19 protein-coding genes are annotated in these 23129 nt (G+C 70.8%); 10 read left to right on the top strand and 9 right to left on the bottom strand.

Annotated features, from left to right (window positions below; genetic code table 11):
• Positions 1 to 49: 49 nt before the first annotated feature.
• Entirely contained in the window at positions 50 to 1159 is a 1110-nt protein-coding gene (gene disA, locus ACFZBU_RS28170) for a DNA integrity scanning diadenylate cyclase DisA (RefSeq protein WP_391586461.1), read from the top strand.
• A 79-nt stretch (positions 1160 to 1238) separates the two neighbouring features.
• On the opposite strand, the gene ACFZBU_RS28165 is transcribed toward disA, so the two are convergent.
• Positions 1239 to 2099 carry a hypothetical protein gene (locus ACFZBU_RS28165; RefSeq protein WP_391586460.1) on the bottom strand — a complete coding sequence of 287 codons (861 nt, stop codon included), beginning with the start codon at positions 2097 to 2099 and terminating at the stop codon, positions 1239 to 1241.
• A 181-nt stretch (positions 2100 to 2280) separates the two neighbouring features.
• Between ACFZBU_RS28165 and ACFZBU_RS28160 the strand changes: the two genes are divergently transcribed.
• Positions 2281 to 3234 carry an A/G-specific adenine glycosylase gene (locus ACFZBU_RS28160; RefSeq protein ID WP_391586459.1) on the top strand — a complete coding sequence of 318 codons (954 nt, stop codon included), beginning with the start codon at positions 2281 to 2283 and terminating at the stop codon, positions 3232 to 3234.
• Here ACFZBU_RS28160 and ACFZBU_RS28155 read toward each other — a convergent pair.
• Positions 3158 to 4930, bottom strand: coding sequence for a hypothetical protein (locus tag ACFZBU_RS28155; protein ID WP_391586458.1), 1773 nt, complete (start codon positions 4928 to 4930; stop codon positions 3158 to 3160). The two genes, ACFZBU_RS28160 and ACFZBU_RS28155, sit on opposite strands and share 77 nt — an antisense overlap.
• Positions 4931 to 5428: 498 nt before the next feature.
• On the opposite strand from ACFZBU_RS28155, the gene ACFZBU_RS28150 reads away from it, so the two are divergent.
• Positions 5429 to 5665, top strand: a complete 237-nt coding sequence (locus ACFZBU_RS28150) for a hypothetical protein (RefSeq protein WP_391586457.1) — start codon at positions 5429 to 5431, stop codon at positions 5663 to 5665.
• An 88-nt stretch (positions 5666 to 5753) separates the two neighbouring features.
• On the opposite strand, the gene ACFZBU_RS28145 is transcribed toward ACFZBU_RS28150, so the two are convergent.
• On the bottom strand, positions 5754 to 8024 hold the full coding sequence (locus tag ACFZBU_RS28145) for an MMPL family transporter (protein WP_391586456.1): 2271 nt from the start codon (positions 8022 to 8024) through the stop codon (positions 5754 to 5756).
• A gap of 175 nt (positions 8025 to 8199) precedes the next feature.
• Here ACFZBU_RS28145 and ACFZBU_RS28140 point away from each other — a divergent pair, with 175 nt between their 5' ends.
• Entirely contained in the window at positions 8200 to 9372 is a 1173-nt protein-coding gene (locus tag ACFZBU_RS28140) for a sensor histidine kinase (protein WP_391586455.1), read from the top strand.
• Positions 9347 to 10009: a response regulator gene (locus ACFZBU_RS28135; RefSeq protein WP_391586454.1), complete on the top strand. Its 663-nt coding sequence runs from the start codon at positions 9347 to 9349 to the stop codon at positions 10007 to 10009. The genes ACFZBU_RS28140 and ACFZBU_RS28135 overlap by 26 nt, the downstream gene beginning before the upstream one ends.
• A gap of 41 nt (positions 10010 to 10050) precedes the next feature.
• Here the strand turns inward: ACFZBU_RS28135 and ACFZBU_RS28130 are convergent, their stop codons facing one another.
• Positions 10051 to 10506: a GNAT family N-acetyltransferase gene (locus ACFZBU_RS28130; protein WP_391586453.1), complete on the bottom strand. Its 456-nt coding sequence runs from the start codon at positions 10504 to 10506 to the stop codon at positions 10051 to 10053.
• Positions 10507 to 10920: 414 nt separating this feature from the next.
• On the opposite strand from ACFZBU_RS28130, the gene ACFZBU_RS28125 reads away from it, so the two are divergent.
• The 3 genes from ACFZBU_RS28125 to ACFZBU_RS28115 all read left to right on the top strand — a co-directional run bounded on the left by ACFZBU_RS28125 (position 10921) and on the right by ACFZBU_RS28115 (position 13784).
• Entirely contained in the window at positions 10921 to 12078 is a 1158-nt protein-coding gene (locus ACFZBU_RS28125; RefSeq protein ID WP_391586452.1) for a DUF2382 domain-containing protein, read from the top strand.
• A 168-nt stretch (positions 12079 to 12246) separates the two neighbouring features.
• Positions 12247 to 13107, top strand: a complete 861-nt coding sequence (locus ACFZBU_RS28120; protein WP_391586451.1) for a sterol desaturase family protein — start codon at positions 12247 to 12249, stop codon at positions 13105 to 13107.
• Positions 13104 to 13784 (top strand): lysoplasmalogenase, encoded by a 681-nt coding sequence (locus tag ACFZBU_RS28115; RefSeq protein ID WP_391586450.1) that lies wholly within the window; start codon positions 13104 to 13106, stop codon positions 13782 to 13784. The genes ACFZBU_RS28120 and ACFZBU_RS28115 overlap by 4 nt, the downstream gene beginning before the upstream one ends.
• A 7-nt stretch (positions 13785 to 13791) precedes the next feature.
• Here ACFZBU_RS28115 and ACFZBU_RS28110 read toward each other — a convergent pair whose 3' ends face one another.
• The 4 genes from ACFZBU_RS28110 to ACFZBU_RS28095 form a co-directional block, all read right to left on the bottom strand.
• Positions 13792 to 14142, bottom strand: a complete 351-nt coding sequence (locus tag ACFZBU_RS28110; protein WP_391586449.1) for a tetratricopeptide repeat protein — start codon at positions 14140 to 14142, stop codon at positions 13792 to 13794.
• A gap of 93 nt (positions 14143 to 14235) precedes the next feature.
• Positions 14236 to 15276 carry an NAD(P)-dependent alcohol dehydrogenase gene (locus ACFZBU_RS28105; protein WP_391586448.1) on the bottom strand — a complete coding sequence of 347 codons (1041 nt, stop codon included), beginning with the start codon at positions 15274 to 15276 and terminating at the stop codon, positions 14236 to 14238.
• A gap of 144 nt (positions 15277 to 15420) precedes the next feature.
• Entirely contained in the window at positions 15421 to 16173 is a 753-nt protein-coding gene (locus ACFZBU_RS28100; protein ID WP_391586447.1) for an SDR family NAD(P)-dependent oxidoreductase, read from the bottom strand.
• 74 nt (positions 16174 to 16247) lie between these two features.
• Positions 16248 to 16937 (bottom strand): TetR/AcrR family transcriptional regulator, encoded by a 690-nt coding sequence (locus ACFZBU_RS28095; protein WP_391586446.1) that lies wholly within the window; start codon positions 16935 to 16937, stop codon positions 16248 to 16250.
• Between the two features lie 142 nt (positions 16938 to 17079).
• On the opposite strand from ACFZBU_RS28095, the gene ACFZBU_RS28090 reads away from it, so the two are divergent.
• The gene (locus ACFZBU_RS28090; protein WP_391586567.1) at positions 17080 to 19260 is read left to right on the top strand and encodes an MMPL family transporter; all 2181 of its coding nucleotides are present in this window, start codon (positions 17080 to 17082) and stop codon (positions 19258 to 19260) included.
• 129 nt (positions 19261 to 19389) lie between these two features.
• Here ACFZBU_RS28090 and ACFZBU_RS28085 read toward each other — a convergent pair whose 3' ends face one another.
• Positions 19390 to 21912: an ATP-dependent Clp protease ATP-binding subunit gene (locus ACFZBU_RS28085; protein ID WP_391586445.1), complete on the bottom strand. Its 2523-nt coding sequence runs from the start codon at positions 21910 to 21912 to the stop codon at positions 19390 to 19392.
• Between the two features lie 460 nt (positions 21913 to 22372).
• Between ACFZBU_RS28085 and ACFZBU_RS28080 the strand changes: the two genes are divergently transcribed.
• Positions 22373 to 23086: an SCO3374 family protein gene (locus ACFZBU_RS28080; RefSeq protein ID WP_391586444.1), complete on the top strand. Its 714-nt coding sequence runs from the start codon at positions 22373 to 22375 to the stop codon at positions 23084 to 23086.
• Positions 23087 to 23129: the final 43 nt, after the last annotated feature.

Raw genomic sequence — 23129 nt, 5'->3', positions numbered from 1 at the left:
GGTGACGGCCGATGGCCGGCCGAGGATGGCAACGACCACGGGGAGTTCTGTGGCTACGAATGACCGGACCGACAAGGGCACGAGCGCCGATGCGGCCCTCGTGAGGGCCGCGCTGCAGTCCGTGGCCCCGGGCACCGCACTGCGCGACGGCCTGGAGCGCATTCTCCGGGGCAACACGGGCGGCCTGATCGTGCTCGGTTTCGACAAGACGGTGGAGGCGCTGTCCACGGGCGGCTTCGTGCTCGACGTCGAGTTCTCCGCGACCCGGCTGCGCGAGCTGTGCAAGCTCGACGGCGGGGTCGTGGTCGACCGCGAGTGCACGAAGATCGTCCGGGCGGGCGTCCAGCTCGTCCCGGACCCGTCGATTCCGACGGAGGAGACCGGCACCCGACACCGCACCGCCGAGCGGGTCAACAAACAGACCGGCTATCCGGTGGTCTCGGTGAGCCAGTCCATGCGGCTGATCGCGCTCTACGTCAACGGCAAGCGGCACGTGCTGGAGGACTCGGCGGCGATCCTGTCCCGGGCCAACCAGGCGCTGGCCACCCTGGAGCGGTACAAGCTCCGGCTCGACGAGGTGTCCGGCACGCTGTCCGCGCTGGAGATCGAGGACCTGGTCACCGTGCGGGACGTGTGCGCGGTGTCCCAGCGGCTGGAGATGGTGCGCCTGATCGCCCGCGAGATCGACGGCTACGTCACCGAGTTGGGCGTCGACGGGCGACTGCTCTCGCTGCAACTCGAAGAGCTGATCGCGGGGGTCGAGGACGACCGCAAGCTGGTCGCCCGCGACTACGTGCCCGAGCGGGCGATCAAGCGCGGCCGCACCGAGGCCGACGTGCTCGCCGAGCTCGACGGTCTCGCCCATGCGGATCTGCTCGATCTGCAGACGGTGGCCCGGGCGCTCGGCTTCACGTCGGGCCACGAGGTGCTCGACTCCGCGGTCAGCCCGCGCGGCTACCGACTCCTCGCCAAGGTCCCCCGGCTCCCACCCGTGGTGATCGAGCGGCTCGTGGAGCACTTCGGCGGCCTGCAGAAGCTGCTCGCGGCCAGCGTCGACGACCTCCAGGCCGTGGACGGCGTCGGCGAGGCCAGGGCGCGCAGCGTGCGCGAGGGCCTGTCCCGACTCGCCGAGTCCTCGATCCTGGAGCGCTACGTGTAGCCGCGGTCGTACGCAGGACACCAGAAGGGCCCCGGCGCGTGCGCCGGGGCCCTTCTCGTACTCGGATGCGGACGTCCCGCTACTTGCCCACCGTCGCGGTGAACACGAACTCGCCGGACGGCTCCAGGCCCGCCAGCGTGCCCTTGGCGCGGTAGGCGGCCTTGTCCGCGGGAGCCGCCTTGGTCTGGCCGCCGTTGGTGGCGCACTGCCCGGCGTTGGAGCGGGTCCAGGCCCAGTCCCGGGTGATCGACACGGCCTGGGCGGCGCCCTGCTGCAACTGCCGCACGTCGGTGGGGGCACCGGCGGCACAGTCGGCCGAACTCCACAGCCGCTCGCTGCCCGAGAGCACCTCGATGTAGGCGCGGCTCGGCGCGAGGTCGACGTAGCAGGTCGGGCCGGACTCGTTGGTGACGATCAGCTTGAGCGCCACGTTCTGCGAGGCGTTGTACGCGCTCTTGCCCGACTCCACCGGCTGGATCTGCACCCGGATCATGCTCGGCGTGCACCAGTTGCCGCCGGCGGGGGGCGCCGCCTTGCCACCGCCGGGCGCGCCGCCACCGGGTGTGGTGCCGCCGCTGCCGGCACTGCCCGCGGACTGCCCGGCGCTCTGGCCCGTTTGCCCTGCGGACTGGCCGGCCGTGCCCGCCGACGCGCCGGCGCTGCCCGCACCGGGCGTGCCGGTACCACCACCCGGGATCGGCGGATTGGCACCGTTGGTCGGGTTGGGCCCCGGCGTGATGGCGCTCGGACCGGGCGAGCCCGATCCGGTCGCGATCGGCTTCTTGTCCGAGGCGTTCTTCTTGTCGTCGGAGTCCCCACCGGCAGTACATGCCCAGGCCACCAGCGCGATCAACAGCGCGAGGGCGAGCAGCACGACGACCCGCCGTCGCCAATACACGGTTGACGGCAGGTGACCCACGGGACGGCGCATCGAGTCCACGCGCAAACTCTAGGGGTAATCGTTACGCCGTCCGGTGTAGCCACACCGTCGAAAGCGTTGGAATTTCGCGCCGTGTCGCGGCCGAAGAAGCCCTGGTCGCAGGCTCATTCCGGCATTTGCGGGCAGAAGCCCCGGTCACTCGCCCGAGTGACCCCGCGTAACGTGCGAGGATCAGGGAGAGATGTCACACGCACTGCACGAGCCGATCCTGGACTGGTACTCGGCCCATCGACGCGATCTGCCCTGGCGCGCCCCCGACGCATCCGCGTGGGCGGTCGTGGTCAGCGAGTTCATGCTGCAACAGACCCCCGTGGCCCGGGTGTTGCCGGTCTACGACGCCTGGTTGACCCGCTGGCCCACGCCGGCCGCGCTGGCCGCCGACGAGCCGGGCGAGGCGGTACGGATGTGGGGCCGACTCGGCTACCCGCGCCGCGCGCTGCGGCTGCACGGCGCGGCCGTCGCGATGGTCGAGCGCCACGACGGCGAAGTCCCCTCCGCACACGCGGATCTGCTGGCGCTGCCGGGCGTCGGCGAATACACCGCCGCGGCAATCGCCTCGTTCGCGTTCCGGCAGCGGCACATCGTGCTGGACACCAACGTGCGCCGGGTGATCGGCCGGGCGATCGACGGCGTGGAGTACCCGCCGCAGGCCACCACGCCGGCCGAGCGGCGCACCGCGACCACACTGTTGCCCGCCGCCGCGGAACGTGCCGCGACCTGGGCGGTGGCGATCATGGAACTGGGCGCGCTGGTGTGCACCGCGAAGTCGCCCAAGTGCGTGGGCTGCCCGATCGCCGCCCTGTGCGCATGGCGGCTGGCGGGCAAGCCCGCGTACGACGGCCCGCCCCGGCGCGGCCAGACCTATGCGGGCACCGACCGCCAGGTCCGCGGTCGGCTGCTCGCGGTGCTGCGGGAGAGCGCCGGCCCGGTCTCCCAGGCCGCGCTGGACGCGGTGTGGGACGAGCCCGTCCAACGCGCACGGGCACTGGACGGGCTGGTCGCGGACGGACTGGTCGAACCGCTGGCGGCGGGCGTGTACCGACTGCCCGCCGGTCCGCTCAGTGGCAGTACTGCTTCTCCGCATCGATCGGATTCGTCGGAATCCGCATCGAGTTCCGTTTCGGCGACCCGATGAGGTTCTTCCAGAATCGCGATACCGACATGGGTTCGCGGGTCGCTTCCCGGAGTTCGCGAATACCGCCGCAGTTCAATGCGCGCCGAGCCGCCTCGACCTTGGCCGGATCGACATTGCGCAGGTCCAGTGCGGTACCCGGCTCGGTGAAGTCGGCCAGAATCCATTCGATGTAGGTCAGCTTGTCGTGCCCGGACCGGGTGCGATAGTCGAGGTCCAGGTGCGCGCCGAGCGGATTGGCCAGGCCGAAGATGTCGATCGCCAGTCCCGAGGTGGGCACCAGCACCGCCGGCTGCCCGAGCGCGCCGTAGACCACCGAGTCGGTGACCGGGACGTGGTACTTGAGCGGCGCCGAGCGGAAGTCGAAGTTCAACATCCAGAACTTGTCGGGCTCGTGGTAGTAGGTCAGGTAGACGAACTGCGCGCCGGGCGTCGCGGTGTCCTTGCGCCACTCGGTGCCAACGCCTTCGAGCCGCTTCACGAAGGCGTCCCGGTAGGCCTTCGAGGTGACCGGGTTCCGCTCGCCGGTCCAGGTCACGTACCACGAGCGGGTGTCCTCGATGTTCTTCGGACCGAAGCCCTGGTACGGCACTCGCATCGAGGCCGCGCAGATCACCGACCACACGGCCAGCCCCGCCGCGGTGCTCGCGTACAGCCGCTGCAACGGCAGCACCAGGACCGGCAGTAGGAACGCGAAGGTGCCGGGCAGCAGCAGTCGGGCGTGCATGAAGTCGCCGCCCACCACGATCACGTAGCCGAGCAGCACCGTGCCCACGACCAGCGCGGTCGCGGTCAGCACCCGGATCCGGTAGCGCTCGAAGTCGCCGATCGAGCGGCCCACACCGACCAGCAGACCGACCGCCACCACGGTCAGCAGCAGCGGCGCCCAGATGTTGTACGGGCTCGCGTAGTCCTCGAAGTAGGTCCAGCCGCGACCGACGTCGGTCTTGGTGCCCTCCTTGGCTATCGCCGTGTTGGGTAGCAGGACGCCGTAGTAGCCCATCCGGAAGATCTGGTAGAGCACCGGGAGCAGGCCACCGCACAGCGCGAGCAGGGCCAACCGCCTGCGGGAGGGCCGCAGCAGCAACCACGCGGCCACCGCGAAGACGATCGTGCCCAGCGCGAGGTCGGGCCGCACCAGCACACCCATCCCGAGCGCGAACGAGGTCCACGCCTGGCGGGTGAGGGAACTGTCCCGGTCCAGCCGGCCCAGCAGCAACCAACTCGTGCCCAGCCAGACGAAGATCAGCCCCATCTCCAGGCCGGACGTGGCGAAGTCCCAGAACGGCGGCAGCGCGGCGATCACCAGCGCCCCGGCGGGCAGCGGCCATCCACCACCCGGAAGGTCGCGGTACAGCCGCCGCGTGCCCATCGTGGCGATCGCCAGACCGGCGACCGCGCACACCAGTGAGCCGTACACCGCGACGGCGACCAGGTCGATCCCGGTCACCCCGCCGACCAGCGCGAGCAACCACGGCCACAGCGTGGACGTGGCCGCCTCGGCGCGCTCGCCCACGTTGAAGTTGGGCCCGTTCCCGTCCAGGATCTGCTGCGAGACGCGGACGAAGATCAGCCCGTCGTCGCCGATCCAGCGTCGCCGGAAGGCGGCCAGTCCGAGCAACAGGGCCGGGACCAGCACGACGGCCAGGGCCCATCCGGTCCGCGCATCCGGCCGATACCACGGCCTTTTTCGCGACATTTCCGGATCGGCATTCTCCGTGCCCTCGGTCGCATTCTTTTCGACCAAGGCGTTTTCTACGCCCATCGCCTTGCTCCCGAGCTCTTGTCGTCCCGCACACCGATCGGCGGCATAATATCATCGTGGAAATAGCCGCCTGAAATTGACCCTCATCGATGTTCGGCAATTCGATCGAAAACTGTATCGACGATCCGAGCGGCGCGTGTCATTTCGGCGACCATTATTTTCCAACGCGGCGGAACGACCGGGCAAACGGATTGCAATGCGCATGCCGGCCGGCCGACCCCGGGTGCCGCAGCCCCCGCGCCGCGGCCGAGCCCGTCGGCCCGTCGACCCGACCCGCCGGCCCGCCGCACCCCGGCCGCGACCGACCCGGAAACCTTTCTGTCCCGAATCCCGGCGCCCGGCGCACGGCCCGCGAATACTGGGTGTACACACGCCCATCACGGAACGCGATACGGCTCGATCGTGGGCGCACACCGATCGAAGGGGAACGCGGTGACGGAGGAAGCCGGACGCGACGAGTCCACGGCGGGCGACGCGATCCGCTGCATGGGGTGCCAGGGCACCGGCCTGGACACCTCCGGCCGGGTGTATCGCAGCCGGCATCGCGAGGTGTCGACGATCTGGGCCGGTACCCGCTGTCCGCACTGCCGAGGCACCGGTTGGCTGCACAACGGCCCCGCCGACCCCCCGGAGGGCTCCCTCGGCGGCCCCTGGCGCACCGGCAGGTGACGCCAGGCGGACGCGGCTGTGGCGAGCGAGCGCGGCAGCGGTTCGAGGGCGTGATCCGGCGGTTCGGGACGGGCGGGCAGGAGTTGTGTCAACGGTCGACCAGCCGTGGCCGCGGGGCCTCACCCGTGGATCCCGCGTCGGTGTCGTCGGTGCCGACCGGGCCGCGGGGAAGCATCCGGTCCAGCCACTTCGGCAGCCACCAGTTGGTCCGACCGAGGAGTGTCATGGTCGCCGGTACCAGCACCATGCGTACGACCGTGGCGTCGATGAAGATCGCGGTGGCCAGGCCGAGCCCGAACATCTTGATCGAGGGGTCCTCGGAGACGGCGAAGGACAGGAAGACCGCCACCATGATGAGAGCGGCCGAGGTGATGATCCGGGCGGTGCCCGAGATGCCCTCGACGATCGCCGTGCCGTTGTCGCCGGTGCGCAGGTACTCCTCGCGTACGCGGGAGAGGAGGAACACCTCGTAGTCCATCGACAGGCCGAACAGGATGGCGAAGAGGAACATCGGGATGAACGACACGATCGGAACCGTCGCTTCCAGCCCGATGAGTGCGCCTCCCCAGCCCCACTGGAAGACCGCGACCATGATGCCGTAGGCCGCGCCGATGCTCAGCAGATTCAGCAGTACCGCCTTGAGCGGTACGAGTATCGAGCGGAAGACCAGCATCAGCAGCAGGAACGACATCGCCAGCACGGCGGCGACGAACGCCGGCAGGCGTTGGCTGGTGCGTTGGCCCACATCGGACAGGCTCGCGGCGGCGCCGCCGACGTGGGCCCTGGCCGGGCCGTGCCCGATCGCCGTGGGCAACACGTCGGTGCGCAGCCGGGCGATGGTGTCGGCCGTGGCCTTGTCCTGAGGGCTGGTGGTCGGGAACACCACGAGGGTCGCGATCCCGGTGGCCCGATCGATGTGCGTCGGCGCGACGGACGCGATGCCCGGATCCGCCGCGACCGTGGCGACGAGTCGGTCCAGCACTCCCGGATCGCCGGTGGGGTCCGCGGCGATGACGAGGGGACCGTTGGTGCCCGGGCCGAACCCCTCGGCGACGAGGTCGTAGGCCCGGCGCTCGGTTCGGCTGTGGGGCAGTGAGCCGTCGTCGGGCAGGCCGACGCGCAGCCCGAGCACGGGCAGCGCTGCGGTCAGCAGCAGCCCCGCCGCGCCGACCGCGTACGGCACCGGGTGTCGGCTGACGTGCCCGATCCAGCGACGCCACCCGGCGGCGTGGGCGGCGCCCGCCGCCGGGTCCCGCCGCCGTGCGAGTCGGCCCGGCTTCCCGGTCCGCAGAGCCCGGCCGATCCGGCCGGCCCTGCCCAGACGTGGGCCGGCGGCGCCGAGGAAGGCCGGCAGCAGCGTCACCGACGCGAACACCATGGTCAGCACGACGATCGAGACGGCGAACCCGCCCACCGTCATGAACGGTACGTTCGCGACCGCCATGCCGAGGATCGATACGACGACGGTGCCGCCGGCGAAGACCACGGGCCTCCCCGCCGTGGCCACCGCTCGCCCCGCCGCCTCGCGGGGATCGAGCCCGCGCGCGAGGTACTCCCGGTGCCTGGCGAGCACGAACAGCGCGTAGTCGATGCCCACTCCGAGCCCGACCATGCTGCCCAGGACAGGGGCGAAGGTCGGGACGTCCGTCACCCCCGCCAGTACCGTCATCGTGGAAACCCCGACGGTCAGCCCGAAGACCGCCATGCCGATCGGCAGCGCGGCGGCGACGAGCGAACCGAACGCCAGGAACAGGATCGCGGCCGCGGCGAGGATGCCGATCAGCTCGCTCACGCCGCCGTCGGGGTCGGAGAAGGCGTAGAAGAGATTCCCGCCCATCTCGATGCGCAGGGGCAGTTCGGCACGCAGCCGGCCGCCGAGATCGACGAGGGCGTCGAGGTCTTCGGCCGACAGCCGGCTCTGGTCGGGGTACTGCACCCGCACGACCGCGATCCGCCCGTCGGCCGAGACCAGGCCGCCGCGCACGCCGGTGTCCCCGCCTGCGTCGAGTGCCCCCGCCGGGTCGCTCGTGCCGAGCACGTGCGGCAGCCGCCGCACCTCGGTCTGCAGCCGCGTGAGAGCGGTGCGCGCGCTGCCGTGGTCGAAGAACGTCGCACCGCCGTCGAGGGGGGTGACGACCACTTGGGCGGTCATCCCCTCCTGGCCGGTGCCGGCCCGCTCGATCAGTTGCGCGGCCCGTTGGGAGTCCAGTCCCGGAGCGGTCATCGAGTCCGCGGTCCGCCCACCGAAGGCGATCGCGGCAAGGACGGCAAGCGTGGCGGCGATCAGCCATGCCGCGATCACCCGCCAGGGATGGCAAGCGGCGCTTGTGCCCAGGCGCAACAGGGCTTTCGAGAGCATCGGTTCCTCCAACCACCTCGGCGGCCGTCCTTGTACGGCCGCCGATGCCGAGGTTCCTCGCCACGGCGCTCTGCGGCATCGGCTCGCGGGCCGCGGATCGGTCGGCCCCACGGCGGAGTGACGCCCCGTCCTTTCGGCCGATGCGCGGCACGCCGCGGTCCCTAGGCTGAGAACCGTGCTGCGAGACGACCTGCGAACCCTGTGGACCGAACCCCCGCCGCCCGACGCGCCCGCCCGGGTGTGGCGGGACTGGGCGCTGCTCGCCGCGAGCCTGGGCGCCGTGGTGCTGGAGGCCACCCTGCGCGACAACGTCCTGTGGCGGCCGGTGGCGGTGGTGTGCGCCGTATGGCTGTGCCTGCTGCCCCTGTGGCGCCGGACCCGCCCACTGGCGATGGTCACGCTGGCATTCGGCTCGGTGATCCTGCTCCAGCTGGCCTCGCTGGTCGCCGGACCGCGCGAGCCCGTCGGCCTGGACACCGGCGCGGTCGTGCTCATGCTGGTGTATGCGCTGTCCCGGTGGGGATCGGGACGGGAGATCGTGCTGGGCGGCGCGGTGATCCTCACGGCCTTCGCGCTGTGTGCCGTCATGGGCGAAATCCCGGCCGCCGAACAGGTCGGGGGCTTTGTCTTCCTGTTCCTGCCCGGCTTGATCGGGGCTGCCGTGCGGTTCCGGGTGACCGCTCGCGAGCGCCAGTTGGAGCAGGTACGTTCCCGCGAGCGTGAGCAGCTCGCCCGGGAACTGCACGACACGGTGGCCCACCACGTTTCGGCCATGGTGATCCGCGCCCAGGCGGGCCAGGTGCTCGCGGGCACCGACGCGTCCGCCGCCGTCGAGGCGCTGGAGGGGGTCGAGGAGGAAGGGGCGCGCACGCTGGAGGAAATGCGAGCCATGGTCGCCACGCTGCGCAACCGCGGGACCGGCGCCGAGCTGGCGCCGCTTGCCGGTGTCGCGGATCTGGAGCGCCTGGTGCGCACCCCGGGTGGTCGCCTCAGCGTCGACCTGGGGCTCGACGGTGAACTGGACACGCTGCCCCCGGCCGTGGACGCGGCCGTCTACCGCATCGTGCAGGAGTCGATGACCAACGCCATGCGCCATGCGGTCGACGCGACCGAGGTCGTCGTCCGGGTCACCGCGGAACGGCACACGGTACGGGTGAGTGTGCGCGACAACGGCCACCGCACCGGCCGAGGCCGTGCCGGATACGGACTTGCCGGACTGCGCGAGCGCGCTGCCCTGCTCGGCGGCAACCTGCAAGCCGGCCCCGGCGCCGACCAGGGCTGGCATGTCGAAGCCGAGCTGCCGAGAGGGAGGACCGAGAGCGGTGCCCATCCGCGTCCTCGTCGCTGACGACCAGACCATCATTCGCACCGGGCTGCGGATCATGCTGAACGCCCAGCCCGACATCGAGGTGGTCGGCGAGGCCGCCGACGGACGGGAAGCGGTACGTCTGGCCCGCGAACTGCGCCCCGACGTCTGCCTGTTCGACATTCGCATGCCCGTGATCGACGGGCTCGAGGCCACCCGGTCGGTCGCCGGCCCGGGCGTCGCCGACCCGCCGGCCGTGGTCGTCATCACCACTTTCGACCTCGACGAGTACGTCTACGGCGCGCTGCGTGCCGGCGCCCGCGGATTCCTGCTCAAGGACACGGGACCGGACCTTCTGGCCCAGGCCGTACGGTCGGCGTCCGGCGGTGAGGCGCTCATCGCGCCCAGCGTCACCGTTCGTCTGCTCCAGGCATTCGCGGACCTGCCCGCCGGCCGGCCCGTGACCCAGCCGGTCTCCCCCGTCACCGCCCGCGAGGAGCAGGTGCTCCTCGCCGTCGCTCGCGGGCTGACCAACACCGAGATCGCCGATGCACTGCACATCAGCCTCAGCACGGTGAAGACGCATCTGGCGAGCCTGATGGCCAAACTCGGCGCCCGCAACCGGGTCGAGATCGCGATGTGGGCCTACGAAACGCGCCGTATCCTCCCCGGGGCCTGAGCCGGGTGCCGGGCCATGTCCCAAGGCCCGCCGGACACGGCCTAGTCGGGCACGACGGATCGCAGGTATCGACGGAAGCCGAGAGCCGTGGTCCCGAAGCCACAGGCTCGGTAGAACTCCTGCGCCTCGCCGGTGTCGGCGGCCAGGAGTTGCAGCTTGTAGCACCCCGCATCGCCGGCGAGCGTGCCGGCGGCGGCCAACAGCCGGCTGCCGGTCCCCTGTCTGCGGCGGGCCGCCGCCACCACGATGTTCTCCACGAACATGATCGAGTGCCCGCCCCGGGTGAGGTTGGGCAACACCACGCAGTCGGCGGTGCCGACGATGTCCCCGTCCAGATCCGCGACCAGCACCGTACGACCGCGCTGCGTGGCGATGTCCGCCCAGATCAAGTGGGCGTCCTCGATCGGCAGCGGCACGTCGTCGGGATGGAATTCCGCGTACAGCGCGAGCAGCCCGGGCAGATCCCGAGCCGTCGCGGGGCGGATGGTCATGGTCATAACGAAAGCCTACAAATCCCGAACCGCCCACCCCGAGTGCGCGCCGACCCGATCGTCGCCGAATCGGTCATCGGGCATCCGTCGTCGGCCATCGGGAACCCGACCGCCCGCCCGGCCCTCGCCGCACTCCCTCCACAGGCGCCCCGAGCAGCGCCGATCCTCTTCCTGGTAACCGCTCCAGCCCGACTGGTCACTCACCCACACGGGTGAATCTCGCCGACCCCGCTCGTCGGCCGACACGGGTTGCATTCCCGCTGATGACAGCGCCGCGACGGGCCCTCGGCCGGCACCGCCCCGACCGCCTCCGGTTGTCGCTTCGGCCGAATCGCCGTCTGCTGGTGATCGGAGCTCCCACACGACGACCGCCATGTCGCGACACCCTTGCCGCGACGCCGGGAACAGGAGCGTTGGCTCGTGAAGACGAATGTCACCCCGCAGGAACTCATCGGCCGCAAGGTCGTCGATTCCGAAGGCAACAAGATCGGGACCATCGGTCAGGTGTACCTGGACGACCGCACCGGCGAGCCGGAATGGGTCACCGTCAAGACCGGCATGTTCGGCGGACGCGAGAGCTTCGTGCCGCTGGGCCCGGCCGACATGCAGGGCGACGACCTGCGTGTGCCGTTCGACAAGGAACTCGTCAAGGAGGCGCCGAGCCTGGGCACCGACGAGCACCTCTCGCCGGAGGAAGAGGCCCGCCTCTACCGTCACTACAGCGTCACGCCGTCCAGCGGCATGACCCGCACCGAGACCTCCCAGGGCACCGGCACCGGCACCGGCACCGGCACCGCCGGTACGGCCGCCGGAACCGCCGGAGCGGCCGGCGCCGCCGGTGCGGCCGGCACCCACCGGCGGGCGGACATGTCCAAGTCCCAGCTCGCGGGTTCGGACGACGGTTACGAGGAGCTGACCGGCAAGCACGATCCGTCGGTGCGCACCAACGACCCGCCGACCGGCCGCACTCGGACGCCGTCCACCACGGCCACCGGGCTCACCGGCACCACGACCGGCCGGCACGCCCGGTCGGGCATGGATCCGGATGCCAAGGCAGGCATGGCGTCCTCCACCACGGCCCGCACGACCGGTGCCGGCACGGGCACGGCCCGGGCCGGGTCGATGTCCGGCAAGGCCGGTTCCGACGACGTGATGACCCGCTCCGAGGAGCGGCTGGACGTGCACGTCGAGATGGTCGAGGCCGGGCGGGTGGCACTGCGCAAGGTGATCGAGACCCAGCAGGTGGAAAAGGTCGTGCCGGTGATGCACGAGGAGTGGGAGATCGTCCGCGAGCCGATCGACAGCTCCAACCGCGGCGCCGCGCTCGAAGGTCCGGACATGCGCGAGAGCGCGCAGGAGATCGTGCTGCACGCCGAGCGGGTCGTCGTCCGCAAGGAGGTCGTCCCGATGGAGCGCATCCGGCTGGTCGCCAAGCAGGTGCAGGGCGAGCAGCGGGTGACCGAGGAGGTTCGGCGCGAACGCATCGAGTTGCACGACGGGGACAAGGTGCAGGTCCTCGACGGCAAGGGCGAGCGACTGGACAAGAACGAGCGCATGGACAAGAACAAGAACATGTAGGCCCGTTCCGCTCCGCCTCCCGCGAAGCCCCCGATCGCCCCGCCCCCGGCACGTCCGCGACGGCGGCCGGGGGCTTCGGCCGTATTCGGGGACGACCGGCACGACCGGGGGAAATCAGCGGGAAATCACCTCTTCCGCCCGGCGTTACTCGCCAGTAGGGTCCGAGACATGGACCTCACGGTGTTCGCCATTCCGGCCTTCACCCTCCTCCTGGTCGTCGAGTGGGTGTCGTACCGCTTCGCCCCCGACGACGACGAGCGCGGGTACGCGGTGAAGGACACCGCGACGAGCCTGACCATGGGCCTCGGCAGCATCGCGGCCGGGCTCGGCTGGGGGTTGTTGACCGTACTGGCCTGGGACGGGCTGCACGAGCTCACCCCGCTGCGGTTGGGGCACACGTGGTGGGCGTGGGTGCTCGTGATCGTCGGCGTGGATTTCTTCTACTACTGGGAGCATCGCGCCGGACACGAGATCCGGCTGTTGTGGGCCAGCCACGTCGTGCACCACTCCAGCCGGCACTACAACCTCTCCACCGCGCTGCGACAGACCTGGACCGGGGCGCACCACATCGTGTTCATCGGGCCGATGTTGCTGCTCGGGTTCCCGTTGGCGATGGTGGTCACGTCCTTCTCGATCAACCTGCTCTACCAGTTCTGGATCCACACCGAGCGGATCGACAAGCTCTGGAAGCCGATCGAGTACGTCTTCAACACGCCGTCCCACCACCGCGTGCACCACGGTTCGAACCGGCAGTACCTGGACCGCAACTACGGCGGCATCCTGATCCTGTGGGACCGGCTGTTCCGCAGCTTCGAGCCCGAGGGCGAGCCGGTGAACTACGGGCTCACCAAGAACATCGAGACGTACAACCCGCTGCGGGTGGCCTTCCACGAGTACGCGGCCATCGCGCGCGACGTCCGGGCCGCGGGCACCTGGCGGGTGCGGTTCGGCCGGGTGCTGCGCGGACCCGGCTGGCAGCCCGCGACCGAGGCGGTCGAGGCGGCGGCCGTCGCCCGGGCCGGCGCGTGAGGGCGCGCGCGCTGCTCGCCACGTACCTGACCCTGGGCGTCGTCGACACGGTGCTCGCCGCGAGCGGTGTCGACGGGCCCCGCTGGGTGACCAAGACGTTGCTGATGCCGGTGCTGATCGCCTTCGTGTGGGTGGCCGCACGCCCCGGTGCGCGGCCCGACCTGCGGCTGGCGATCGGTGCCCTGGCGGGTGGGTTCGTCGGCGACGTCGGGTTGCTCGTGGACCACGACGCGACCTTCATGATCGGAATGGCCGGGTTCGCGGTCGGCCACGTCTGCTACCTCCTGGCCTTTCGGCGCATGGGCGGCACGCTCTCCGCACGCCGGGCCGTCGGGTACCTGCTCGCCTGGGGCGCGACGATGGCGCTGGTGTGGCGCGGCCTGGACGACCTCCTGCTGCCGGTGCTCGGCTACAGCCTCCTGCTCACCGCAATGGCGGCGTACGCGGCGGGGGTCGGCCGGCGCACCGGACTCGGCGGCGCGTTGTTCCTGCTCTCGGATGCGGTGATCGCACTGGGCATCGCCGACGTGGACCTGGTGCCGGGTCAGGACGCGGTGGTGATGCCCACCTACGTGGCGGCCCAGTTGCTCCTCGCCCTCACGTGGGCGACGTGGCCGTTCGGCCGCCCACGCGCCGACGAGGCGGTGGACCGTCGGTCCACCGCCTCGTCGGGCTGAGTCGGCCTCAGTCGGCGTACTTCGCCGCTGCCGCCGTGTACTGCGGCTCCGGGTTCATCGCCGCGGCGAGCCGCAGGAACGGTGCGGCCTCCGCACCGCGGCCGGCCCGCTCCAGGGTCCGGCCCAGTGCGTGCGTGGCCCACGCGTCACACGGGTCCAGCTCGACCACCCGCCGCAGCGTCGCCTCGGCCCGGCGCAGTTGGAGCGAGAGGAAGTACGCGCGGCCGGCCAGCTGCTGCACGGCCACGTTGTCGCGCTCGTCCTCCAGCACCGGCTCCAGGATGCGCAGCGCGCCCAGCGGGTCGCGTCGCTCGACCAGTTCCTCGGCAACTCGGTAGTTCTCCAGGGTCAGCGTCACGGTGGCTCCCTTCGCAATGCTCGTGACGGCGTCGGACACCAGACAGAACCGAGTACCCCGGCCGGGTATTCCGCAGGTGGCTCGGTGCCCGGATCAGGCCCCCGGGACGAGCACGGCGCGGCCGTTGATCCGGCCGTGGTGCAGCCGGTCGTACACGTCGGGAGCCTGGTCGAGCGGGAACTTCTCCACATGCGCGCTCACCGCGCCGCGCCGGGCCAGCTCGATCAGTTCGATCAGTTCGGCGCGGGTTCCCCAGTAGGGCGTGCTGACCGAGCACTCGAACGGGATCAGGCCGAAGCCGACCGGGAGGGTGCCGCCGCCGATGCCGACGATGGTCAGGTCGCTCTCCGTGGCGGCGCACTTCGCGGCCAGGTCAACGGTGGGCTGGACACCCGCGAAGTCCAGCACGAGCTGCGCGCCGACGCCGTCGGTGGCCTCGCGGACGATGTCGGCGGCCTTGTCATCGGACCTGATCGCCAGATGCGCACCCGAGGCGCGGGCCAGTTCCAGCTTGTCCTCGCTCACGTCCAGGGCGATCACCCGGGTGGCGGACAACGCGCGCAGCAGCTGCACACCGATGTGGCCGAGGCCGCCGACGCCCAGGACCACGGTCGTGCTGCCCGCGTGGAGCTTGTCCAGCGAGCGCTTGATCGCGTGGTACGGGGTCAGCCCGGCGTCGGTGAGCGGAACGGTCTGCACCGGGTCCAGGTCGCCGATCGGGACCAGGTGCCGGGCGTCGTCGATCAGCACGTAGTCGGCGAGCGCGCCGGGAGCGCCCAGCCCGGGCGGGCGGATGCCCAGCTCGGCGGCGCGCGTGCAGTAGTTCTCCTTGCCCTGCGCGCAGGCGTGGCAGGCGCCGCAGCCCCACGGTCCGTAGACCACGACGGCGTCGCCGACGGCGAAGCCGCTGACCCCCTCGCCCAGGGCGGCCACGATGCCGGCGCCTTCGTGGCCGAGGGTGAGCGGGGCGTTCGGGCCGAAGGTCCCCGGCGGTTGACTCATCACGAAGATGTCGGAGTGGCAGACACCGCCGGCGGTGACCTCGAGCAGCACCTGCCCGGGGCCCGGTTCGGGCGCGGGGATCTCCCGCACCTCGACCGGCTTGCCGAACTCGACGTATTGCACGGCCTTCATGGGTTTCTCCCTTTCCGGCGTACCGGTCCCCACGTGGGTACCCGGGTGGTGCTCGGGTGGCACGGTGGGCCGGCGACGTCAATGGTCAGGCTATTACTCGCCAACCGATTGGATTACCGGGGCGGGGTATCCGCACGCCCGGCTCTACGGCGCGGTGTAGCCGCCGTCCACCAGGTGGTAGCTGCCCGTGACGAAGGAGGCCCGATCGGAGAGCAGGAAGGCGACCGGTTCGGTCACCTCGTCGACCGTGCCCAGCCGGCCCATGGGATGCAGCCTGGCCAGTGCGGCGTGCGCCTCGGCGTCGGATTCCTTCAGCAGCGGGGTCTCGATGAAGCCCGGGCCGATCGCGTTGATCCGGATCCCGCGCTGCGCGTACTCGATCGCGGCGGTCCTGGTCAGGCCCAGCACGCCGTGCTTGGCCGCCACGTAGCCGACCGCGTTCGGGAAACCGACCGAGGACAGGATCGACGCCATGTTGACGATCGCGCCGCCCCCGGATTCCAACATCGCCGGGATCTGGTGGCGCATCCCGTAGAAGACGCCGCTCAGGTTGATGTCGATCACCTTGCGCCACCCGTCCGTCGGGTACTCGCCGGTGTGCGCGTGCGGGCCGGTGATGCCCGCGTTGTTCACCGCGAGGTGCAGTCCGCCGAACGCCTCCACCGCCGCCCGCACGAGCGCGGCGCAGGATTCCGGCTCGGCCACGTCCACCCGCATCCCCCGGGCGGTTCCGCCGGCCTCGGTGATCTCGGCGGCGACCCGGGCCGCACCGGCGTCGTCCAGGTCGGCGACCACGACGCTTGCGCCGTCGGCGGCGAGCCGGCGGGCGATCGCGGCACCGATGCCCGAGGCGGCACCCGTGACGATGGCGGTCTTGGTTGCGAAGTCGGCGCTCATGCCTTCGATCCTGCGAGCGGGCGACCGCCGGCGCCCGTCGGACGGGACCTAATGGGGGACGGCGGCGACCGGCCTCACAGACCGCTCAGGGCCACGTCGATGCCGCGCCGGACGATGTCCGCCTTGATCTCGTCCGGGAGATGGGCCAGCTCCGTGTCCAGCAGCAGCACGCTCAGACCGTGCACGGCGGACCACATCACCACGTCCGAGTACTTGCGCCGCTCGGCGGGGAGTCGTCCGAGCGCGACCAGTTCGTCCAGCGCCTGGGACATCAGCGAGTAGGACTCCTCCGACTCGTCCGGTGTACCGGGCAGATGCCCCTCGTCGTCGCCCGCGGCCCGAGCCGCCTGCCGGCGACCGATCATCGGCTCGCCCTCGGTGACCCCGTGGAAGATGGTCCGGAACAGGCCCGGCTCGGCGAACGCGAAGCGCACGTAGCCCAGCCCCGCCGCACGCAGCCGACGCAGTGCCTCGTCCCCCGGATCCGGACACGGCTCGCCCGCGGCCAACTCGGCCCGCATCGTCGCCGCGAGCATCGCCAGGCCGCGATCCTTGACCGCCACGACCAACTCGTGATGGTTGGCGAAGTGCCGGTAGGCGGCAGTGGAGGACACGCCCGTCGCGCGCGCGGCCTCGCGCAGCACGATCGCCTGCGGACCACCCGCCCGGGCCCGTTCCACCGCGGCCTCGGTCAGCGCGTTCCGCAGGTCGCCGTGGTGATATCCGCGACGACCCGAGGTGCCTGCCGCGTGTTCGCTTGCCATGGTTCTCCGTTCGATCCAGCCCCATGTTGACACTGCGCACATTCGATGCCAAGTTATCAATGCAAACATTGTTATCGGCGTCAACATGGCTTCTCCGGCTCTGGCACGCCGTCCCCACGGACCGCATGGAAGGTCGATGATCATGCTCGAACGACTGGGGGATCTCGTATTCCGCCGGGCACGCGCGGTGCTCGTGGTCGGCGCGTTGTTGTTGCTCGTCTCGGCCGGGGTGGGCTTCGGAGCCTTCGGCAAGCTCCAGGCCGGCGGATTCGACGCGCCGAACTCGGCCTCCACCCGGGCCCAGGACGAGATCAAGCACACCTTCGGCGGCAGGCCCAACCTGGTGGTCGAGGTCCGGGCCAAGGACGGCTCGAACGTCGACGCACCGGCCGTCGCGGAGGCCGGCCGCCGCCTCACCGCGTCCCTCGCCGCCGTACCGGGCTTCGACCAGGTGGCCTCCTACTGGACCACCAACGCGCCCGGGCTCAAGGCCGACGGGGGCCGCGGCGCGCTGCTCGTCGCCCACTCGGTCGAGGACGACGTCAGCGAACTGCCCAAGGCCGCACAGCTGCCCCCGGACAGTCCGCTCAAGGTCCGGGTCGGCGGCGACGCCTCGATCGGGCCGGCCGTCAACGGCCAGGTCGGCAAGAGCCTGGCGATCGCCGAGTCGATCGCGATACCGCTGACCCTGCTGCTGCTCGTGCTCGCCTTCGGCAGCCTGATCGCGGCCCTGGTCCCGCTCGTGATCGGCTTCATCGCGATCATGGGCACCTTCGCCGAGTTGTTCGTCCTCGGCAGCCTGACCGACGTGTCGATCTTCTCGATCAACCTCACCACGGCGCTCGGCCTGGGCCTGGCGATCGACTACGCGCTGTTGATCGTGGCACGACACCGCGAACTGCTGCACGCGGGGCACGACCTGCACGACGCGGTGGTGGGCACGCTGCGCACCGCCGGGCGGACCATCGTGTTCTCCGCCGCGACGGTGGCCGCCGCGCTCGCCGTGCTCCTGGTCTTCCCGCAGTACTTCCTGCGCTCGTTCGCGTACGCGGGCATCGGCGTGGTGATCGTCTCCGCGCTCGCCGCGCTGATCGTCGCCCCGGCCCTGCTGACCGTGCTCGGACCGCGCGTGGAGTCGATGCGGATCAAGGGCGTCCGAGGCGTCCAGGGCGCGGAGGCGCCGATGTGGTCGCGGCTCGCCGGCTTCGTCACCCGCCGGCCCGCGCTCACCGCGCTGCCGGTGCTGGCGGTGTTGCTGCTGGCCGCGTCACCGCTGCTGGGGGTCACGTTCGGCACGCCCGACGAACGGGTCCTGCCGACCGACACCCAGGCGCGCCAGGTCGGCGACACGCTGCGCGCGGACTACAGCCTCGACGACACCCGCACGCTGGACGTGGTGCTGCTCGGCTCCGGCGCCCAGGCCCCGGTGGACGCCTACGCCGCCCGGCTCGCCACGCTGCCCGGGGTGACCCGGGTGGACAGTGCGGGCCCGGACCGGATCCGGCCGAACGCGCGTCTGCTGTCCGTGGTCACCACGCTGCCCGCCAAATCGGATGCCGCCCAGGACCTCGTCCACGACGTCCGGGCGATCCCGGCACCGGACCGCACCGAGGCCCTGGTCGGCGGCACGGACGCCCGCCTGGTCGACACCAAGACCTCGATCGGCGACCGGCTGCCGCTCGCCTTCGGGTTGATCGTGCTCAGCACGTTCGTGCTGCTGTTCCTGTTCACCGGGAGCATCCTGCAACCGCTGCGTGCGTTGCTCCTGAACGGGATCAGCATCACGGCCGCGGTCGGCATCACCGTCTGGGTCTTCCAGGACGGACACCTCTCCGGCCTGCTCGGCTTCACCCCGCTGCCCATGGACACCTCGATGACGGTGCTGCTGTTCTGCATCGCGTTCGCGCTGTCGATGGACTACGAGGTGTTCGTGACCAGCCGGATCAAGGAGCTGCACGACGCCGGCGCGTCCGACGAGGACGCGGTCCGGCAGGGTCTGGGCCGCACCGGACGGATCGTCACCACCGCCGCGGCGCTGCTCGCGGTGACCTTCGTGGCCTTCCTGACCAGCAGCGTGAGCTTCCTCCAGCTGTTCGGCTTCGGTGCGGCGCTGGCGATCCTCCTGGACGCGACCCTGGTCCGGGGCATCCTGGTGCCGGCCGCGATGCGCGTGCTGGGTCGGCACGCGTGGTACGCCCCGCGGTTCCTGCGCCGGGTGCACGACCGGGTGGGCCTGCACGAGTCGACCGAGCCGGCGGTGCCGTCGGCCCGGTCGGCTGCCGCGAGCGAGACCGGCGAGCGCGTATCCGACGGCATGCGCTGACCCGGCGCGGCCGATCGGCCCTGCCCGGTTCGCCGACGGCTCGGTCGGCAAAAAAGGGGCCGCCTCCGGGAAGTGATTCCCGGAGGCGGCCCCTCCGTCGTTGCCGTGCGCGGTTTCCCGCGGGCCCGACTACTCCTTGGTCAGGTTCGGGCCCGAGCCGGTCGCCTCGATGGGCGGTGCGTCCGGCAGCGGGGCCTTCTCCATGCCCTCGAAGGTGAACTTCTCGTCCTTGCCCTCACCCTCGGTGTCGACCACGATGATCGACCCGGAGCGCAGCTCGCCGTAGAGGATCTTCTCGGAGAGGTTGTCCTCGATCTGGCGCTGGATCGTCCGCCGGAGCGGACGGGCACCCAGCAGCGGGTCGTAGCCCCGCTTGGCGAGCAGTGCCTTGGCGGCGGGACGGAGCTCGATGCCCATGTCCCGGTCGCGCAGCCGCTCGTCCACCTTGGCGATCATCAGGTCGACGATCTGGATGATGTCTTCCTCGGAAAGCTGGTGGAAGACGATCGTGTCGTCGACACGGTTGAGGAACTCGGGACGGAAGTGCTGCTTCAGCTCTTCGTTGACCTTCGCCTTCATCCGGTCGTAACCGGTCTTGACGTCGGACGATCCGGAGAAACCGAGGCCGAAGCCCTTCGAGATGTCCCGGGTACCGAGGTTGGTCGTCATGATGATGACGGTGTTCTTGAAGTCCACCACCCGACCCTGGGAATCGGTCAGTCGACCGTCCTCCAGAATCTGCAGCAGCGAGTTGAAGATGTCCGGGTGGGCCTTCTCGACCTCGTCGAACAGAACCACCGAGAAAGGCTTGCGACGGACCTTCTCGGTGAGCTGGCCACCCTCTTCGTAACCCACATATCCGGGCGGCGAACCGAACAGCCGGGAGACCGTGTGCTTCTCGGAGAACTCGCTCATGTCCAGCTGGATGAGCGCGTCCTCGTCGCCGAAGAGGAACTCGGCGAGCGTCTTGGACAGCTCGGTCTTACCGACGCCGGACGGGCCGGCGAAGATGAACGAACCACCGGGACGCTTCGGGTCCTTGAGCCCGGCGCGGGTGCGCCGGATGGCCTGCGAGAGCGCCTTGATGGCGTCCTTCTGGCCGATGACCCGCTTGTGCAGCTCGTCCTCCATGCGGAGCAGACGGGCCGACTCCTCCTCGGTCAGCTTGAAGACCGGGATGCCGGTGGCGGTCGAGAGGACCTCTGCGATCAGTTCCTCGTCGACCTCGGCCACGACGTCCATGTCGCCGGCCTTCCACTCCTTCTCCCGCTTCGCCTTGTCGGCGAGCAGCTTCTTCTCGCTGTCGCGCAGGGACGCGGCCTTCTCGAAGTCCTGCGCGTCGATCGCGGACTCCTTGTCCCGACGCACGTTGGCGATCTTCTCGTCGAACTCGCGCAGGTCCGGCGGCGCGGTCATGCGCCGGATGCGCATCCGCGAGCCGGCCTCGTCGATGAGGTCGATCGCCTTGTCCGGCAGGAACCGGTCGGAGATGTACCGGTCCGCGAGCGTCGCCGCGGCCACCAGGGCCTGGTCGGTGATCGACACGCGGTGGTGCGCCTCGTAGCGGTCGCGCAGACCCTTGAGAATCTCGATCGTGTGCGGCAGAGACGGTTCCGCGACCTGGATCGGCTGGAACCGGCGCTCCAGCGCCGCGTCCTTCTCCAGGTGCTTGCGGTACTCGTCGAGCGTGGTCGCACCGATCGTCTGCAGCTCGCCGCGCGCCAGCATCGGCTTGAGGATGCTCGCCGCGTCGATCGCGCCCTCGGCGGCGCCCGCACCGACGAGCGTGTGCAGCTCGTCGATGAACAGGATGATGTCGCCTCGGGTGCGGATCTCCTTGAGCACCTTCTTCAGCCGCTCCTCGAAGTCACCGCGGTAGCGGGAGCCCGCCACCAGCGCGCCGAGGTCCAGCGTGTAGAGCTGCTTGTCCTTGAGCGTCTCGGGCACCTCGCCCTTGACGATCGCCTGGGCCAGGCCCTCGACGACGGCGGTCTTGCCGACGCCGGGCTCGCCGATCAGGACGGGGTTGTTCTTGGTGCGGCGGGACAGCACCTGCATGACCCGCTCGATTTCCTTCTCGCGCCCGATGACCGGGTCGAGCTTGCCTTCGCGCGCCGCCTGGGTCAGGTTGCGCCCGAACTGGTCGAGCACGAGGGACGTCGAAGGCGTCCCCTCCTGGCCGCTTCCGCCCGGCGCGGTGGATTCCTTGCCGGTGGAGTAGCCGGAGAGCAGCTGGATGACCTGCTGGCGGACCCGGTTCAGGTCGGCGCCGAGCTTCACGAGGACCTGGGCGGCGACGCCCTCGCCCTCGCGGATCAGGCCCAGCAGAATGTGCTCCGTGCCGATGTAGTTGTGGCCGAGCTGGAGCGCCTCGCGAAGCGACAGCTCGAGGACCTTCTTCGCACGGGGCGTGAAGGGGATGTGACCGGACGGGGCCTGCTGACCCTGACCGATGATCTCCTCAACCTGCTGACGCACTGCCTCAAGCGAGATGCCGAGGCTCTCCAGGGCCTTCGCAGCGACGCCCTCACCCTCGTGGATGAGGCCGAGGAGGATGTGCTCAGTACCGATGTAGTTGTGGTTGAGCATCCGGGCCTCCTCCTGAGCCAGGACGACAACCCGCCGCGCGCGGTCGGTGAACCTCTCGAACATCGTTATCGCTCCTCAGAGCGGTCGTGCAGATCGGGGACGGTCCCCTCCCTGTCCTTCCGCATGCTAGTCCTGCACGCAGGACCGCTCGATTCGTCCGTGAAGACGTGCGACCCACGTGTTGCGGACCGCGTTGGACAACTAGTCAAACCCGATGGTGCGTGTCGGTGTTCCCGCCGGCCACGTCCTGAGGCCGATTCCGAGTACGCCAGAAGCGAACGCGGCTTTTTCCGGCACACACCCGCCCCGGCACCGGTACCGATTCCGCCTCCCCGACTCCCCACCATGTCCGGGTCATACCCAGGACGACACCCGCTGTATACCGGCAGGTCACGACCACCGTGCAGGCAATCGTGCGGGCGCTCGGCGAGATTCGGCGCGGCCGTGCCGCGCGTCGTGTCACTCATCGCGGTTGCCATGTCACCTTTCGTAACCTCGCTGTCGTCCCGGAGTTGAACACGTTATGGCAGCCACCCTTGTTTTCGCGTCCCGTTCGGCGCCCGTCGTGCCCGGTCCGTTGGACGAGGCCCTCTGGTACGCGCGGGCCCTCGGCTGGCCGGCGGGCCCGGGATCGCCCGACGCGGCGGGCGGGCTCGCGGTGGCGACCACCGATCCGCAGGCGCTCGCCCGGTACTGGGCGGCCGACCCGGCGGCCTCGGTACGACTGGCCGCCGGGGTGCGGTTCGACGTGCTGGATGTTCCCGGGGCGGCCGGCGTCCGGGCCCTGGACCGGGCCGAGCGGCTCGGGGTCCCGGTCGGGCCGGTGGCCGCGACCGGCACGGGGCGGATCCAGTTCTTCGTGGCCCCAGGGGTCGCGGGCGACCTGCCCGCCCTGTTGGACTGGCTGGACTGGGCCGATCTGGACTTGGACCTGCGCGCGTACGGCGAGGGCGACACGGTGGCCGCGCCGTCGCCGTGGCCGGCCACCTGGCGGGCGCCGTGGCCGCGCTCGTGGGAGCACGCGCGCTGGTTGCGCCCGCCGGTGGAGCCGGGCCGCGTGCGCCCCGTCGGCGACCTCGGGGCCCTCGGCGCGGTGCTGCACGTGGACGTGCGCTTCCCGGACGTCACCCGGCTGCTGAGCACGTTGGCGCACGCGTGCCAGCACGTGCGGCTGTTCCCGCGGCCGCGCGCCACCGAGCCGAGGCCGCTGACCCACCACCGTCCGGTACCGGCCTGAGGCACGGCCGGCCACCGGCCCCGGCGCCGATCCGGTCCCGGGA

Source organism: Embleya sp. NPDC008237 (assembly GCF_042956465.1).
Lineage (GTDB): Bacteria > Actinomycetota > Actinomycetes > Streptomycetales > Streptomycetaceae > Embleya.
This window is presented reverse-complemented; position numbering and strand designations above follow the sequence as displayed.

Bases quoted from the DNA above. Each gene is read 5' to 3' on its own strand.
- ACFZBU_RS28130 (WP_391586453.1), bottom strand. From the start codon at position 10,506: ATGACCATGACCATCCGCCCCGCGACGGCTCGGGATCTGCCCGGGCTG.
- ACFZBU_RS28100 (WP_391586447.1), bottom strand. From the start codon at position 16,173: ATGAGCGCCGACTTCGCAACCAAGACCGCCATCGTCACGGGTGCCGCC.
- ACFZBU_RS28080 (WP_391586444.1), top strand. From the start codon at position 22,373: ATGGCAGCCACCCTTGTTTTCGCGTCCCGTTCGGCGCCCGTCGTGCCC.
- ACFZBU_RS28120 (WP_391586451.1), top strand. From the start codon at position 12,247: ATGGACCTCACGGTGTTCGCCATTCCGGCCTTCACCCTCCTCCTGGTC.
- ACFZBU_RS28155 (WP_391586458.1), bottom strand. From the start codon at position 4,930: ATGTCGCGAAAAAGGCCGTGGTATCGGCCGGATGCGCGGACCGGATGG.
- ACFZBU_RS28085 (WP_391586445.1), bottom strand. From the start codon at position 21,912: ATGTTCGAGAGGTTCACCGACCGCGCGCGGCGGGTTGTCGTCCTGGCT.
- ACFZBU_RS28145 (WP_391586456.1), bottom strand. From the start codon at position 8,024: ATGCTCTCGAAAGCCCTGTTGCGCCTGGGCACAAGCGCCGCTTGCCAT.
- ACFZBU_RS28095 (WP_391586446.1), bottom strand. From the start codon at position 16,937: ATGGCAAGCGAACACGCGGCAGGCACCTCGGGTCGTCGCGGATATCAC.
- ACFZBU_RS28160 (WP_391586459.1), top strand. From the start codon at position 2,281: ATGTCACACGCACTGCACGAGCCGATCCTGGACTGGTACTCGGCCCAT.
- ACFZBU_RS28090 (WP_391586567.1), top strand. From the start codon at position 17,080: ATGCTCGAACGACTGGGGGATCTCGTATTCCGCCGGGCACGCGCGGTG.
- ACFZBU_RS28105 (WP_391586448.1), bottom strand. From the start codon at position 15,276: ATGAAGGCCGTGCAATACGTCGAGTTCGGCAAGCCGGTCGAGGTGCGG.